The organism is Thalassospira sp. MCCC 1A01428 (assembly GCF_002115825.1).
Classification (GTDB): domain Bacteria; phylum Pseudomonadota; class Alphaproteobacteria; order Rhodospirillales; family Thalassospiraceae; genus Thalassospira.
Genome location: NZ_JFJZ01000013.1, coordinates 56,761 through 72,261, shown reverse-complemented (window position 1 = coordinate 72,261; position 15,501 = coordinate 56,761). Strand labels below are relative to the sequence as shown.

Below are 15,501 nucleotides of genomic sequence, written 5' to 3'. Positions count from 1 at the left end.
AAGCCCCTGAATTATGGCTGTGCCAGCGTTTGCCGTGCGATGATTATTCTTTGGACGTCAGATGCGCCTTCATAAATCCGAAGGGCACGGATCTCCCGGTACAGGCGTTCGACGATGTGCCCAGATCGCACACCATCGCCCCCATGAATTTGCACCGCCTTGTCGATGACGGTTTGAGCATGATCGGTTGAAAAAAGTTTCGCCATCGCGGCTTCGCGGCTGACGCGCGCGGCCCCGCTATCTTTTAACCATGCGGCGCGATACACCAAAAGCGCGCTGCTATCGACATCCAGTGCCATATCGGCCACATGCCCCTGCACCATTTGCAAATCAAACAAGGGCGCACCAAACAAATGCCGGTTTTGAACACGATCAATGGTTTCATCAAGCGCACGCCGCGCAAAGCCAAGGGCGGCCGCCGCCACGGTGGACCGAAAAACATCCAGCACCGACATGGCAATTTTAAAGCCCTGCCCGCCCGCACCAATGCGGTTACTTGCGTGAATGCGGCAATCGGTGAATTTCAGCCGCGCCAAGGGATGCGGGGCAATGGTTTCCAGTCGCTCGGCAATTTCAAGCCCTGGCGTATCACCCGGCACGATAAAGGCCGACAACCCTTTGGCCCCGTCCCCTTCGCCCGTGCGCGCAAAGACAACGTAAAAACCGGCAATGCCGCCATTGGAAATCCAGGTTTTTTCACCGTTCAACACAAAGCTGTCGCCATCACGGGTGGCCGATAAGGTGATATTTGCAACGTCCGACCCCGATTGCGGTTCGGTCAGGGCAAAAGCCGCCAATGCCGTGCCATTGCGCACCTGTGGTAGCCATTCGGCCTTTTGTGCATCCGTGCCAAACAATGAAATCGCGCCGCTGCCCAGCCCCTGCATGGCAAAGGCGAAATCGGCCAAACCATCATGGCGGGCCAATGTTTCGCGGATGATACACAGACTGCGCACATCAAGGCGCGATTGCGCATCGTCGGGGTTTATTGTGGCGTTGGTTAACCAGCCGTCCCGGGCCAGCTTGGCAACAAGGGCGCGGCAACTGTCGTCCACATTACCCTGATCAACCGCTTGAAGATTTTCGATTGCCCAGACGTCCAGCCTTTCGGCCAGTTCCCGGTGGGTGTCGTTAAAAAACGGCCAATCGCGCCATGATGTATCGCCCATCATCAATCCCCTTTGAAAACCGGCTTTTCGCGGGCAACAAAAGCATCATAGGCGCGTTTGAAATCGGCGGTTTGCATACACAGGGCTTGCGCCTGGGCTTCGGCCTCTATTGCCTGTTCAATGCCCATATTCCATTCCTGCGCCAGCATGGTTTTGGTCATCATGTGGCCGAAATTGGGGCCTGTGGCAATGCGCTTCGCCAGTGCAATGGCATCGCTTTCCAGTATTTCGACATCGACAATCCGATTATAAAATCCCCATTTTTCGCCTTCTTCGGCACTCATCGACCGCCCGGTATAAAGCAGTTCCGCCGCCCGCCCCTGGCCGATAATGCGCGGTAATATGGCACATGCACCCATATCACAGCCCGCCAGCCCAACACGGGTAAACAAAAACGCTGTTTTGGCATTGACCGTCGCCAGGCGCAAATCCGACGCCATCGCAATAATCGCGCCCGCCCCCACACACACGCCGTCCACCGCTGCAATTACGGGTTTGCCACAAGCCACCATCGATTTAACCAAATCGCCCGTTAACCGGGTAAAGGCCAAAAGACCCTTCATATCCTTGTCGATCAGCGGGCCGATAATATCGTGAACATCACCACCCGAACAAAAATTGCCCCCGTTCGAGGCAAAAACAACCGCCTTCACATCATCGCATTCCGGCAAGGCGCGAAACATGTCGCGCAGTTCGGCATAGCTTTCAAATGTTAGCGGGTTTTTGCGATCCAGCCGGTCCAGCGACACCACCGCAACATCACCGTCCATCCGCCATTTAAAATGAAGGGGCTGAAAATGGCTCATATCAGTCATGGGTCTGTCCCTTTCGGCTTTGCACACGCCGTAAAATGGCAATCAAATCGTTGGCATCCTCGGCATTCATGCCGTCAAACAAATCGCTGACCCAGCCTTCATGCACCAGGGCGCGGCGGGCAAAATCGGCACGGCCTTCGTCGGTCAGTTTTACAATCAGGGCACGACGGTCATTTTCCACCGCCACGCGCGTCACCATGCCTTCATTCACCAGCCGTTCGACGATGCCGGTAACATTACCGTTCGACACCATGAGCGATTTTGACAGCGCACTCATACGCAGGCCGTCTTTGGCGCGGTAAAGGGCGGCCATCACATCAAACCTGGGCAGGGTACTGTCATATTCCACCCGCATTTTTTCGCGTAACTCACCTTCGGTTTGGCGCGAAACCCGCAATATTTGCAACCAGGCCCGCAACCGCGCCTTTGAAAGGTCGCTGGTTTCTTCGCCTGTTTCCGGGCGCGAAAGGTTCGGATCATCCATTTTCATATTTCCCCCCCCGACACCGAAATCGCCTGCCCGGTGATCGACCCTGCCCCACGCTGGCACAGCCACAGCACGGTTTCGGCAACTTCGCGAGGCGTGATAAAGCGGTTTTGTGGATTAATTTTTGCCAGGTTCGCACGGGCATCATCCATGCTCATACCGGTTTTTTGCGCGATATTGGCAATCGAATGTGCCAGCATCGGCGTATCGGTAAAACCGGGGCAAACAGCATTAACTGTAATGGCACTGCCCGCAAGTTCGGCCGCCAACGCCTTCACCAAACCGACAACACCATGCTTGGCCGCACAATAAGGCGCGACATAGCCATACCCCTTAAGCCCGGCCGTTGACGCAATGGCAATCAACCGGCCCGGTTTGGCTTTATCCATCACCCGCAGGCCTTGCTGAAAGCTGTGGAACGTGCCCGTCAAATTGACGTTGATGGTTTCCTGCCAGCTATCAAATGTGGTTTTACCAAAAGGGGCACTCGTCGCCATACCGGCATTGGCAACCACCACATCAGGCATACCAACCTGTTTTACCATGCCGCCAAACAGGTTTACCATCGATGCCTGGTTGGTCACATCGGCCACCATCGGCACAATGGCATCATGTAAGTCGGCAATTTTGCCAAGCGCATCTTTGTTGCGCCCGGCAATCACCACCTGCATACCCTGAGCGGCCAGAAATTGAGCCATTTCGGCACCAACACCACTGCCACCGCCCGTTATCAGGGCTGTTTTCACGGCCAGATCAGCCATCACTTACACCTTTCCGGTCATTTGATCGGTGCGTTCGGCCAAACGCCACATCTGGTCGCGCCCCGGGTGATAGGGTTTGGGCCATTCTTCGGTGCGGTTGCCAAGTTGTGCAGCCGCGTGCAAGGTCCAATACGGATCGGCAAGGTGCGGACGCGCAAGGCATACAAGGTCTGCCCGACCGGCCATCAATATCGAATTGGCATGGTCCGGTTCATAAATATTACCCACCGCCATTGTCGCAATGTCGGCTTCATTGCGGATACGGTCGGAAAACGGGGTTTGGAACATGCGGCCATAAACCGGGCGGGCATCCGTGGTGGTTTGCCCGGCAGAAACATCGCAAATATCAACGCCGTTTGCTTTCAGAATTTTGGCAATTTCAACTGCGTCTTCAGGCGTAATACCGGCGTCACCGACCCAGTCATTGGCCGAAATACGCACTGCAAGCGGCTTATGATCGGGCCAAACCGCGCGCACCGCCAGGATAACCTCCAGCGGATAACGCATCCGGTTTTCAAGGCTGCCGCCATAGGCATCATCCCGACGATTGCTAAGCGGTGTTATAAAGGATGACAGCAAATAACCGTGCGCGGCATGAATTTCGACCATGTCAAACCCGGCACGATCCGCCATTTGCGCCGATGCCACAAACTGGTCACGCACCTGGTCCATATCATTGCGGGTCATGGCGCGCGGGGTTTGATTACGCGCCGACCATGCAACGTCGGAGGCGGCCATAATCGGCCAATTATTGCTTAAAAGCGGCGCATCCATTTCTTCCCAACCCAGTTGGGTTGACCCCTTGGCACCGGAATGGCCAATTTGCGCGCATATCTTTGCATCGGTTTCTGTGTGAACAAAATTAACAATGCGCGCCCAGGCCGTTTCATGGGCGGGGTCGTATAGGCCCGGGCAACCCGGTGTAATGCGGCCTTCGGGCGACACACAGGTCATTTCGGTATAAACCAGCCCGGCCCCGCCTTTGGCCCGTTCTGCGTAATGCACCAGATGCCAATCCGTCGGGGTACCGTCAACCGCCTTGTATTGGGCCATGGGCGATACAACAATACGATTTTTAAGCATCATGTCGCGCAACTTAAAGGGCACAAACATCGGATGGCGCGAGGCTTCAACCGTGATAATACCGGCTGAATGCTGAAACCAGTTTTCGGCCTGCCCCAACCATGAAGGATCGCGCAGGCGCAAATTTTCGTGGCTAATACGCTGGGACCGGGTTAGCAATGAATAGGTAAACTGCACCGGATCAAGGCTGAAATAACGTTCGATTTCTTCGAACCATTCCATTGAATTGCGGGCCGCCGATTGCAGGCGCAAAACCTCCAGCCGTCTTTCATCTTCATATTTGGCAAAGGCAGCGGGCAAATCGGCTTCGGTATGCACATATTGCGCCAGTGCAATCGCACTTTCCAGCGCCAGTTTGGTGCCCGATCCGATGGAAAAATGCGCGGTTGCCGCTGCATCACCCATTAAAACGATATTCTCGTGCGACCAGCTTTTGCACAACACACGCGGAAAACTCAGCCAGGCCGACCCGCGAATATGGTTGGCATTCGATATCAGGGCATTGCCGCCCAAATGTTTGGCAAAAATTGCTTCGCAGGTGGCAATGGATTGTTCCTTGCTCATGGCAGCAAAGCCATAGGCGGCCCAGGTTTCCTCGGAACATTCAACAATGAAGGTCGCTGTATCGTCGTCAAACTGATAGGCGTGCGCCCACACCCAGCCTTTGTCGGTTTCTTCAAAAATGAAGGTGAAGGCATCGTTGAATTTTTGATGAGTGCCAAGCCAGACGAACTTGCATTTCCGGGTATCAATATCGGGCTGAAAATGTGGGGCCAGTTCGGTGCGGGTACGCGAATTCAGGCCGTCACACGCCACAACCAGGTCGTATTCCGCAGCCAGAATACGGGCACTTTCAACCTCGGTGCCAAAGCGCAGGTCAACCCCCACATCGCGGGCGCGTTGCTGTAACAGAATCAAAAGTTTTTTACGGCCAATGCCACAAAACCCGTGCCCGGTTGAAACAATGGCCTGATCCCGAAAATGAACAGCAACGTCGTCCCAATAGGAAAAATTTTCCCGAATGGCGGCCGCACTTTTTGCATCATTTTCCGCCAGATTGGTCAGGGTTTCGTCCGACAGAACGACCCCCCAGCCAAAAGTGTCATCGGGCTGATTACGCTCAAAAACAACGACCTCGTGCGAAGGATCGCGAAGCTTCATTGAAATAGCAAAATACAGCCCCGCCGGACCGCCACCCAGACATGCTATCCTCACCTGATCCCCCTTTTGTTGTCGCTATGATGCGGGATGAATGAAAATACGGTACGCCCGGATTTTATTTAGTTCAAGCATAAATATTTTATGTTTAAACTAATTTCAGAACTGGCTAGGCTGTATGCAACAGGGCAAATGCAAATAGGCAAAATTACCAGTGTCACGCAGTGCCACCAGCATATGCCATTGTAAGTAATATAAAAATAAGGACCCGCCATGATTACGGACTGGGACGACGCCTATGCCAACGGTGACCATATTGAAAACGCAGCCAGCTATCCGCCCGCATGGGCAACGGCGGCGGCCGATTTTCGCACCAACATGTTGACGCGCAATCAGGCACGGCTGGATGTACCCTATGGCATCAGTGATCGCGAAAAATACGACCTGTTTTTACCCGCCGGGACACCCCAAGGCGTAGTTGTATTTGTGCATGGCGGATACTGGAAGGCGTTTGACAAATCATACTGGTCCCATTTCGCGAATGGCGCCCTTAAACAGGGATGGGCGGTTTGCCTGCCCGGTTACAGTCTGGCTCCCCATGCGCGACTGTCAGACATAACCCGTCAGATCGGCACCGCGATTGACCATGTCGCAGGCACGATCAATGGCCCCATTCATTTAACCGGTCATTCGGCGGGCGGCCATCTGGTAAGCCGCATGGTTTGCGCCAACACCCCCGTATCATTGACAACACTGGCGCGCATTGGCCATGTCATGTCGATCAGCGGCCTTCACGATCTACGCCCACTGTGCCGAACAGCAATGAATGACACCCTGAAAATTGATGACCACGAAGCCGATGCCGAAAGTACGGCCCTGCTGAGGCCTGCACAACCACCGGGCAAGCCAATACAAATAACCTGCTGGGTCGGGGCAAACGAACGCCCCGAATTTATCCGTCAGAATGACCTTCTCGCAAATATCTGGACCGGCCTTGGCGCAACCACCCAAAGCATTCATGCCCCGGACAAGCACCATTTCAATGTCATTGATGACCTTGCCGACCCGCAATCAGACATGACTTGCTGCCTTTTGGCCGGAATTATCGAGGATGGAGAATAAAATGACTGTCGTTTCGGTAGAGTTTTCAGGATCTGTTGCACTTATTTGCATTGATAACCCGCCCATCAATGCCACGAGCCATGCAGTAAGGGCAGGTTTGATGGATGCGATTAACCAGATTGCGCAAAACACCACCGTTACGGCTGCCGTTTTATATTGCACCGGCAAAACCTTTATCGCAGGGGCCGACATAACCGAATTTAACCAACCGGCACAGCCACCGCTATTGCCCGATGTTATTTTGCAGTTGGAAACCTTGCAAGTCCCGCTGGTCGCTGCATTACACGGAACCGTTCTTGGCGGCGGACTGGAAATTGCCCTTGGTTGCCATTATCGCATCGCGGCGGCCAGCACAAAACTTGGATTTCCCGAGGTTCAGCTGGGTTTAATTCCCGGTGCTGGTGGTACCGTAAGGACACCCCGGCTGATTGGCGCACAACATGCCTGCACCCTTATTGCCGAAGGTAAACCGGTTTCCGCCGCCCAGGCGCAAGACTGGGGTTTGATTGACCAAATCGCGGATCAGGATTTACGGCAGGTAGCCATTGCCTTCGCACAAACAATCGCCAACGCACCATTACCCCCGGCATTAACAAACCGCGAGACCCCGGATACGTCGAATACCCCAATAAACTGGGACCAGCTTTTGGAAAAAACAGCATCCAAAGCGCGTGGTGCACATGCGCCAATAATAGCGATCGAAACCATCCGTGACGGTTTGTCCCTGCCAGCACATGATGCCTTAACCCAGGAACGCCAACAATTTCTAAAGCTGCGCGATAGCGCACAATCCCGTGCCTTGCGCCATGTTTTTATGGCTGAACGAAGTGTTGGTAAACTGGCCGGTCTTAACGGCATCAAACCGGCGCAAATGAACGCCGTTGGTATTATCGGCGGCGGCATGATGGGGGCAGGTATTGCCACCGCGTGCCTGTTGGCAGGTTACACTGTCACCCTGATCGAATGCGACGAAAATGCCCTTGAAAAAGGGCGGCAAATGGTGACACACCATTTACAAAGCAGCCGGAATCGAAACATTATTTCCGACACGGTTTACGACCAGCACCTAAGCCGGTTTCGGGGCAGCATTGATTATACGGCACTGGCAAACTGCGAACTGGTTATCGAAGCCGTGTTTGAGGATTTCGAGATCAAAAAAGCGGTTTTTGCCGCCATTGATGCAGTTGTCAGCCCTCAAACCCTGATTGCATCGAACACATCCTATCTTGATATTAATGCGCTGGCGGCGATGGTCAACCATCCGGAACGGGTCATTGGCCTGCATTTTTTCTCACCCGCCCATATCATGAAATTGCTGGAAGTCGTCCGCACCGATACGGCCAATTCGCAAACAATGGCAACAGCATTGGCCTTTGCCCGTTCCCTTGGCAAAATTGCAGTTCCTACCGGTGTTTGTGACGGCTTCATTGGCAACCGCATCATGTCGGCCTATCGCAAACAATGCGAATATATGATCGAGGATGGCGCTTATCCCGAACAAATTGATGCCGCCATGACAGAATTTGGCTTTCCAATGGGCCTGTTTGCCATGCAAGACATGGCGGGACTGGAAATTTCATGGAATACCCGCAAACGACAATCCAATACCCGCGATCCGAACGAACGCTATGTCGCACTGGGCGATTATCTGTGTGAACGGGGCCGGTTTGGTCGCAAATCCGGTGCGGGCTGGTTTTTATATACCAGTCCAAAAGCTGCTCCTGTCCCTGACCCTGATGTTGCCAAAATGATCGAAGAGGAATCAGCTAGAAAAGGCATTCTCCGCCGTCATTTTACCCACGATCAGATCATGACAACCATTATTGGGGCCATGCAAAACGAAGGGCACAAAATATTGGCAGAAGGAATCGCCACAAGCCCCGACGCAATCGATGTGGTCATGATCAATGGTTACGGCTTTCCACGTTGGCGGGGCGGCCCGATGTTTATGGAGCAGACCTGACGAGTTACATTTACCTTGCTTTGCCCCAACGACAAAAGGAACGCGCAGAAAACCACCCCCGCCAGGTAAACTGTGGGGGTGGTTTTTGGTCCCGCAATCAGCGATGCATTTTTACTGAACCGAAATCGGCATCGTATCATGATCATATTGGCTAAAATCAGTACCCGCCGTGATCATGGGCAAGGTCGGGTCCAGCAACTGGTTGATAGATGTGATCTGGTCATCGCCCAGCGTGCCGGTTACCTGGTGGATCAGCGCATAATTAAGAAGGTGGCTGTAAATCGCCGCCAACGCACGGCGTTCCATTGCAAACAGATCTTCGTCTTCGTCAAGCACATCGAGCACGGTTGACTGACCGGCATCGAACTTGATCTTTACGGCATCCACAATTCGCCGGTGCGTCTGCACGCCTTTTACCAGCGCCCTGATACGTTCAGGTCCATTCACCAGTTCGTTAATGGTGCTGGCGACGGTTTCACGCAATTCACGTAAATAAATCGCCCGCTGATACCGCGCCTGGTCTACCTGGCTTCGGGTTTCCAATGCTTCATAACCACGACCACCGGGGTTAAACAGTGGCACATTGAGGCGCAGCATTGCCACGCCTTCGTGGGTCAAACTGCCGCCGCCAAAAAGCGACCCGCCGGAATCACGCCGCGTATCGGTAAAGATAAAATCAAAGGTCGGCATCGCCTGCCCGACATCGGCGGCCAGTGCGGCCCGGCGTTCATCAATGGAATAATCCATCGCCCTTACCCGCGGGCTGCTTTTAAGGGCCGCTTCCAGCCAATGATCAACATCGGTTTCATCAAGTTTAGGCAAGGACACGTTATTTGCCAATGTCGCAAGTGATGCGGGCAAATTCCCCACCCGGCGCTGCAATTGTGCAAAGGCTCGCTGATACGAGGTGCGGGTGGCAACAACCCTGGCTTCAGCCTCGGCCAGGCGCGCCTCGACCAGATCGGCCTCATAGGACGTTGCAAGGCCCTGCTTTTGCCGGGTTAAAATATCAACCTGGCGTTCTGCCATCGACGCATTCTCAATACGGGCCAGGCGGGCATCGTCTGCCGCAGCCAATGTGCCCAGATACGCCTCGATTGCCTGATAGCCGACATCCTGTTTCGCCGTTTCCAATGATTCTTTCAGGCGCATACGGCCCATATCGGAACTAACGATATTCATGATCGTTTCAAAGCTGAAAATGTGCTGCTGTAACTGAAACGTGCGCTGACGGTTATCAAAGTTACCTTTGCCCAGCGCAAACACCGTGTTGTCGGACCGATCAATGCGCTGCTTGACCCATTCACGGTCAAACGTTGCCGACACCTGCGGCAAATACCCCATAAATGCGTTTACTTGATTGGCAACACCTTCGCTAACCTGTTCTTTGGCCAGCGAAATATTGGGGTTTTCCGTCATTGCCATCTTATAGACAGCACTCAGATCTTCAGCGTTTGCGTTGCTGGCAATACCCGATGCGGAGATGCCTAACACACACGCCGATACTAGAATTTTCTTTTTCATCACCATGCTCCCCACAGGAATAGTCCCCCTGATCACTGTTGTTTTGGTGACAGGAATTCAATATGACAGCCAATCCCGGCGGGAATGGCCAAATCCGGATTTGGCAACACAATACGCATGCCAAAAGTTTTGCTTTTGGGTTCAACAATCTGATCAACCAGCGATATTTCAGCCTGGCTTGAGCGCAGGTTAGGCCCGTCAAAATGAACGACGACTTTTTGGCCTTTTTGATATTTTCCAAACCGGGCAACCGGCAAAGATACTTCGACAAAAAGGGGATCAAGCTGTGCGATCAGGGCAATTGCCTTGCCGTCAACCTGTTCGCCAACGGTTAAAAGTTTTTCGATCAAAACTCCGTCAATCGGGCTTTTGATCATGCGATCCGCCAATTGCGCCCGCGACAGGGCCAATTCCGCTTTCATGATCGTGATATTTTCTTTTGCCGCTTCATAATCCAGCCGGGCGCTGTCACGGTCTGTTTCCAGGGTGTCGATCTCTTCCTGGGTCATCAGTTTTGCCGCGCGTAATTTTTCGGTCCGTTTAATGCGGCGTTCGGTAAATTCAAGCTGCCGTTTCCGTGCGGCCACCGAACTTTGCGATTGCGCACGTACCTGTGCGTAATTGACCTGTGCCTTTTCAACATCGGCCTGTAATTCAGCGATCAGTTCGCCTTTTTTAACCCGCTGCCCCCGGCTGGCGTGCATGGCGTGGATAACCCCGTCAACCGGGCTTGCCAGTTCGACCAGTTCACTTGCACTGACCTGGCAAACATTTTGTTCGGCGCCAACCTGTTGTTCGCCGGCATCGCTGCCCTGCCGGGCATTTTCAAGCAACTGCGCGAACGGATCAGGGTCGGCCGGTGTTGCCGCACCGGTTTGGGCAATCGCAGGCGATAATGCACCTGCCAGCACAAGGCACAGCACGGGAACAGCAAGTGCAATATGTCTCATCGAAAACGTCAAACCTCGAACCTCTTAAGGAAATTGCGCCGCACAACGCGATAAATCAGCACGGCGACGGGTTCCCATCCCAAATCAAACCGGACATGGGCACGGTCACCATAATTTTCGGGTGTCTGCCCGACACAACAGGCAACTGTGGCCACAAAAACCGGGTTCACCAGTTCCGGGCGGGAATTGGCCTCGGGTTTCAAGGCAAACGGCCCGCCGCCTTCAAGGGATAAAACCGGGCTTGGCAGTTTCAGGGTTGCTGTTGGCGACCATGATGTGACGGTACCGGGAATAACATCGTCCAGATGCCCGGCAAACCGCAGCTCTACCCCCCGAAGCCGTTCGCGCACCAGATCTCCATCAATCGCCGGGACGGCCACCTTGATGACCGGCGCGATATCAGGTTCTACCAGATAACCCGCCTCGCCTCCGCGAGGTAAAAAACGCCCGATCAGGTCTTCTTCAATGCCTGCTTCATAAATACCGTCATGCGGCGCACGAACAGATAACGCATCGATATCGCGCGTGGTCGTTGCCAAACGTTCCTGTGCATTTGCCATGCGCTGCCGGGTAATCGATGCCGCCACCTGATCAGTTGCGTTATCAGCATCAAGCTGTTGTTTCAAAGCATCTATTTCAGCCAGAACCTTGCGCCGATCGGTTAGCAGTTTTTCATTATTCAGGGTCATCAGCAAATCGCCCGTATGAACCCGGGCACCGCTTTGCTGGTGAATTTCGGTAATAAAGCCACTGGTGCGTGCGCGCACAGCCGCGTCATCGGGCAACCACACAACGCCCTGCGCGACCACCCGGTCAGGCACGGGAACAAAGGCCAGCGCCACCAGCCCCCCGGCCAGCAACAAACCACGAAAAACCGATTTTGCCCGCTTTCCAGACAGACCGGGATTGGTGAGCAAAAACCCGGACCCTTTAAGAACGGGCATGGCAAACATGTTAAAGACAGTCCAGCATCCCAGCAGGGCACCAACAAAGAAATATCGTTCGGCCAGATGAATAGCGATGGTCACCAGCACCATTGAACGATAGGCAAACGAAAATGGCGCATAAAACAAAAACCACCGCCGTTCGGATGGCAGCGCCTCAAATTCATATTCGCGATCAAGACCAATGATGTATCGCTTAATCAGGTAGCTGTAATATTTGGTCGATTTTAACGCCAGATTGGGAATTTCGATCAAATCGCACAGCAGGTAATAACTATCGAACCGTTGCAACGGATTACCATTAAACAACAAGGTCGATATGCCGCTGATCAACATGACATTGTGCGCCACCGACCTGACAATGCCCGGTTCTGCCGCCACCCAGACAAACATCGCAATCGATGCCATCGACAGTTCAACCAGAATCCCGGCCCCATCAACAAAGGCGCGGTGCCATTTGCTGCGAAACGTAATGCTGGAGGACGCATCGACATAGGGCACCGGCACAAACAGCAAAAACATCAGGCCCAGTTCGCGAACATTGCCGCCGTAATGGCGCACAACAACCGCATGTCCAAATTCATGGATCAGTTTTAAAACCGGATAAACCAGCCAGACAATCATAAGATTTTCGGCACTGATAAACTGGTCCAGCCCACCTTCGGTCAGTGTTTCCCAATGCACCCCGGCCAGGGTAATGGCAGAGCCCACCAGCAAAATGAACAGAAAGGCCGTAATCGGGCTGAAAACCCAGCGCATTGCCGGTTCCAGATAATCCAGCACGCGAGTCAGATCAAACAGCGGGATCCGTACATAAAGCGGGTTTTTAAACGGCGCAATCGCCTTGGCCCGCCGCGTGCGCACCATGCGCTGTTCCAGTGCGCGCGGATTAGGTGCCTCGCCCGTGCGGATCAGCTCCAGTGATTTAAGCTGATCAACGATCTGGGCAAACTCGGCATCGTCGCCCTCGATCTCGCCTTTCTTTTCCAGATCGCGGCGAATATCGGCCAGCGGTGTTGCCCCGTCCATCCGGCGCAACAAGGCATGTGCTGCCGTTGTTAACCGATGATACCGGTTTGAAAGGCGGTCATGGGCAATATAGGCCGCAACATTATGATAAACATGGCGAAAGAACGAAACATCCGCACGCACCATCGGCTTAAGACCTGACAGTGTTTCCCAGCGCGAAGGCTGGGTCGGTGCCATCGGAGATGGCATCATATCGCGGGTTGCATCGGCTGCGAGCATGTCACTCATGGCATCACCCGCCAAAGCCGAAGACGCATCCAATCCCACAGCGGATGAGTATAAATCCAGAAAACCGACCGGGGTTCGGTTTCCACCTTGGCGACACCACGCATACCTGGCTGTAAGTCCTGGGTGGATTCAACCAGCAAGGCTTCGACATTGAAATAATTTTCGCCATCGCCGGCTTCAGAAATCGGGGATATCCGCTCGACCGAAATTTCGTTCAAACTGTTGGGGCGGGCATGAAGAAGCAAGACCCCGGACTGACCGACCGCGATGTGCCGAATGTCTTTTTCATTCACTTTCAGTTTCAGGCGGTACTGGTTAAGCGGGCTTAGTTCAAAAAGAACCTCCCCCTCTTTCACCGGCGATCCGATTTTTTGCGAAAGATCGCCTTCAATGACAAATCCGCTAAAAGGCGCCTGCAATTCAGTTCGAACCAGCTGGCTTTTCACCAATTCCAGTTCGGAAATGGCCTGTTGCATCCGTGACCGTAAAATACGCGCTTCCGACAAATCACGTTCGCCGGTTGCTGCCTCAATTTTACGCTGACTTTCAACAATCGAGCTTTGCAGTTCAAACCGGTGTAACTGCAATTCACGGGTTTCCATACGTCCCAGAACATCGCCTTTTTGCACGACATCCCCGGCACGCACCAGTCCCTCGGCAATAAAGCCATCAAACGGGGCGGGCACAGCCCGCTGCACCAATCCTTCGACCTCGGTTTCGGCTGTAACGCGATACGGAATATGAATGAGCAGGCTTGCAACGAACAGGGCCAGCACAAGCACCCCGACAGCCTTAACCCGGGTGTGATGCAACCCGAAAACCCAGCCCATCGCCCGGTTTACCCGACGATAAAACCGGTGCAAACCACTGCGGGCTGCCGCCATTTGCAAACCAAATGCCGGTGCTATTAATTCGGATAAAACACCACCAAGTGCCTGAACCCGCAGGCATTGATCAAGATTGCATTCGATTTGAACAACGACGACGCCATCTGCCAGACCAGGCAAAACCACGGGCCACGATCCAACCCAGGCCTTTTCACGCCCTTCAACCAGTTTTGCGTGGCTTTCAGTCGCGGTTTGCGAACTGCTGCCAGCACCGGAAAAATGCACCGGGCCCTTTTGATACACAGCTTCACGCATGGCATCGACAATCAGGTGGACACGGTCACTTTTGGCGGTAACCATCGCCGTATGAGAAGACCCCAGAATGCGCACCTTGCGCCCCTGAACCAGACCAATCGTCACACGGTTCGCAACCAGATCATCGGCCATAACGGTGGCACAACTGGTTGCACCGGCCTCAAGATCGGTGCAGGACAGAAGGGCCGCACTGGCGTGTTGACCATACCGCAAGGCTACCGTCTCGGCGGTATCACGGTATTGTTCCCCGCGCCAAAACCCCGCCAGCCACGCAGCATTCCATTGCAGGCACCGCATTGCCAGGTTCAAACGTGCGGTATCGGCGGTTGGTAAAACAATACCAACCGCACCTTTCAGGTCATCATCAACGAAAATGACATTGGATACATACCCCACCCCCAAATCGGGGTTGGTTGTTGCAACGCCGCTGCGTACAACGAGGCTGCGTTGAACAACCTGGGTCAATGTTGCGCCGGGTTTGCCATCGGCACCACGATAGGCAGCGACCCGAAAATGCCGGTTGGCACCTTCAGCACTGTTAAATGCAACAACGATTTCAACAGGTGCAGCCCCCAGAACAAGTTCCAGGTTGGCCCGGCACAAATCAATCCAGCCATCGGCCAGGTCGGAAAACGACCGGGCTGACGACAGTTTTCGCCATAGTTCCGGGGATATAAACCCCGAAGCATCACCTGTCGTCGGGTTACCGGGTAGATTAGTCAAAACGCCCCCAAACCCCGATATCAAGTCCCCCGCAAGTCATCTCCATTCCCCTCAAAACAGAGTCAGACGAACCTGGCCTTAGCCAAGTTTTCCATATACGCGTTCATATTCGGCCAACGTATGGTCGAGGATTTTCTTCAGGCGTTTCGCCGCAAACGGGCTCATGATGATACGGTCACTCAGCTGAACACGAACATCATCCTGCGAGCTGCTCCATACCTGGCTGGTCCCGAACAGCAGCATGACTTCTTCCCGCGTGCTGGCAACGTTCGACACATTGGCATAGGTGCTGCGCATGTTGGCGTCATCCCAATTGATCTTGCGCTGATCGGTATCGGTGGTTACGCCAGTTTGCGATTTGGTATTCTCAGCCATTCTTCGTAAATCCTTATATTCAACTTAA

12 protein-coding genes are annotated in these 15,501 nt (G+C 53.8%); 2 read left to right on the top strand and 10 right to left on the bottom strand.

Annotated features, from left to right (window positions below; all coding sequences use genetic code 11):
- Positions 1-11: 11 nt before the first annotated feature.
- From THS27_RS12450 to THS27_RS12430, 5 genes are read right to left on the bottom strand one after another with little or no spacing between them, the layout of a single operon-like run.
- Complete coding sequence (locus tag THS27_RS12450) at positions 12-1,169, bottom strand: acyl-CoA dehydrogenase family protein (RefSeq protein ID WP_085591308.1); 1,158 nt, start codon at positions 1,167-1,169, stop codon at positions 12-14.
- 2 nt (positions 1,170-1,171) lie between these two features.
- Positions 1,172-1,984 (bottom strand): enoyl-CoA hydratase family protein, encoded by an 813-nt coding sequence (locus THS27_RS12445; RefSeq protein ID WP_085591306.1) that lies wholly within the window; start codon positions 1,982-1,984, stop codon positions 1,172-1,174.
- On the bottom strand, positions 1,977-2,468 hold the full coding sequence (locus THS27_RS12440) for a MarR family winged helix-turn-helix transcriptional regulator (protein WP_246832947.1): 492 nt from the start codon (positions 2,466-2,468) through the stop codon (positions 1,977-1,979). The genes THS27_RS12445 and THS27_RS12440 overlap by 8 nt, the downstream gene beginning before the upstream one ends.
- A gap of 2 nt (positions 2,469-2,470) precedes the next feature.
- Positions 2,471-3,232 (bottom strand): SDR family NAD(P)-dependent oxidoreductase, encoded by a 762-nt coding sequence (locus THS27_RS12435; protein WP_085591373.1) that lies wholly within the window; start codon positions 3,230-3,232, stop codon positions 2,471-2,473.
- 3 nt (positions 3,233-3,235) lie between these two features.
- Positions 3,236-5,530 (bottom strand): bifunctional salicylyl-CoA 5-hydroxylase/oxidoreductase, encoded by a 2,295-nt coding sequence (locus THS27_RS12430; protein ID WP_085591303.1) that lies wholly within the window; start codon positions 5,528-5,530, stop codon positions 3,236-3,238.
- A 216-nt stretch (positions 5,531-5,746) separates the two neighbouring features.
- On the opposite strand from THS27_RS12430, the gene THS27_RS12425 reads away from it, so the two are divergent.
- Together THS27_RS12425 and THS27_RS12420 are read left to right on the top strand one after the other, a co-directional pair.
- Positions 5,747-6,595 (top strand): alpha/beta hydrolase, encoded by an 849-nt coding sequence (locus THS27_RS12425; protein ID WP_085591301.1) that lies wholly within the window; start codon positions 5,747-5,749, stop codon positions 6,593-6,595.
- A 1-nt stretch (position 6,596) separates the two neighbouring features.
- Complete coding sequence (locus tag THS27_RS12420; RefSeq protein WP_085591372.1) at positions 6,597-8,558, top strand: 3-hydroxyacyl-CoA dehydrogenase NAD-binding domain-containing protein; 1,962 nt, start codon at positions 6,597-6,599, stop codon at positions 8,556-8,558.
- Positions 8,559-8,669: 111 nt separating this feature from the next.
- Here THS27_RS12420 and THS27_RS12415 read toward each other — a convergent pair whose 3' ends face one another.
- The 5 genes from THS27_RS12415 to THS27_RS12395 all read right to left on the bottom strand — a co-directional run bounded on the left by THS27_RS12415 (position 8,670) and on the right by THS27_RS12395 (position 15,473).
- The gene (locus THS27_RS12415; RefSeq protein WP_168184882.1) at positions 8,670-10,082 is read right to left on the bottom strand and encodes a TolC family protein; all 1,413 of its coding nucleotides are present in this window, start codon (positions 10,080-10,082) and stop codon (positions 8,670-8,672) included.
- Positions 10,083-10,114: 32 nt separating this feature from the next.
- Positions 10,115-11,032, bottom strand: coding sequence for an efflux RND transporter periplasmic adaptor subunit (locus THS27_RS12410; protein ID WP_085591297.1), 918 nt, complete (start codon positions 11,030-11,032; stop codon positions 10,115-10,117).
- 8 nt (positions 11,033-11,040) lie between these two features.
- Positions 11,041-13,233: a biotin/lipoyl-binding protein gene (locus THS27_RS12405; RefSeq protein ID WP_085591295.1), complete on the bottom strand. Its 2,193-nt coding sequence runs from the start codon at positions 13,231-13,233 to the stop codon at positions 11,041-11,043.
- Complete coding sequence (locus tag THS27_RS12400) at positions 13,230-15,098, bottom strand: efflux RND transporter periplasmic adaptor subunit (protein WP_139835568.1); 1,869 nt, start codon at positions 15,096-15,098, stop codon at positions 13,230-13,232. The genes THS27_RS12405 and THS27_RS12400 overlap by 4 nt, the downstream gene beginning before the upstream one ends.
- Before the next feature lie 78 nt (positions 15,099-15,176).
- Complete coding sequence (locus tag THS27_RS12395; RefSeq protein WP_085591292.1) at positions 15,177-15,473, bottom strand: DUF3467 domain-containing protein; 297 nt, start codon at positions 15,471-15,473, stop codon at positions 15,177-15,179.
- Positions 15,474-15,501 lie beyond the last annotated feature (28 nt).

Coding starts and splice junctions, on each gene's coding strand:
- THS27_RS12450 (WP_085591308.1), bottom strand. CDS start 1,169: ATGGGCGATACATCATGGCGCGATTGGCCGTTTTTTAACGACACCCAC.
- THS27_RS12445 (WP_085591306.1), bottom strand. CDS start 1,984: ATGACTGATATGAGCCATTTTCAGCCCCTTCATTTTAAATGGCGGATG.
- THS27_RS12440 (WP_246832947.1), bottom strand. CDS start 2,468: ATGGATGATCCGAACCTTTCGCGCCCGGAAACAGGCGAAGAAACCAGC.
- THS27_RS12435 (WP_085591373.1), bottom strand. CDS start 3,232: ATGGCTGATCTGGCCGTGAAAACAGCCCTGATAACGGGCGGTGGCAGT.
- THS27_RS12425 (WP_085591301.1), top strand. CDS start 5,747: ATGATTACGGACTGGGACGACGCCTATGCCAACGGTGACCATATTGAA.
- THS27_RS12420 (WP_085591372.1), top strand. CDS start 6,597: ATGACTGTCGTTTCGGTAGAGTTTTCAGGATCTGTTGCACTTATTTGC.
- THS27_RS12415 (WP_168184882.1), bottom strand. CDS start 10,082: ATGAAAAAGAAAATTCTAGTATCGGCGTGTGTGTTAGGCATCTCCGCA.
- THS27_RS12410 (WP_085591297.1), bottom strand. CDS start 11,032: ATGAGACATATTGCACTTGCTGTTCCCGTGCTGTGCCTTGTGCTGGCA.
- THS27_RS12405 (WP_085591295.1), bottom strand. CDS start 13,233: ATGAGTGACATGCTCGCAGCCGATGCAACCCGCGATATGATGCCATCT.
- THS27_RS12395 (WP_085591292.1), bottom strand. CDS start 15,473: ATGGCTGAGAATACCAAATCGCAAACTGGCGTAACCACCGATACCGAT.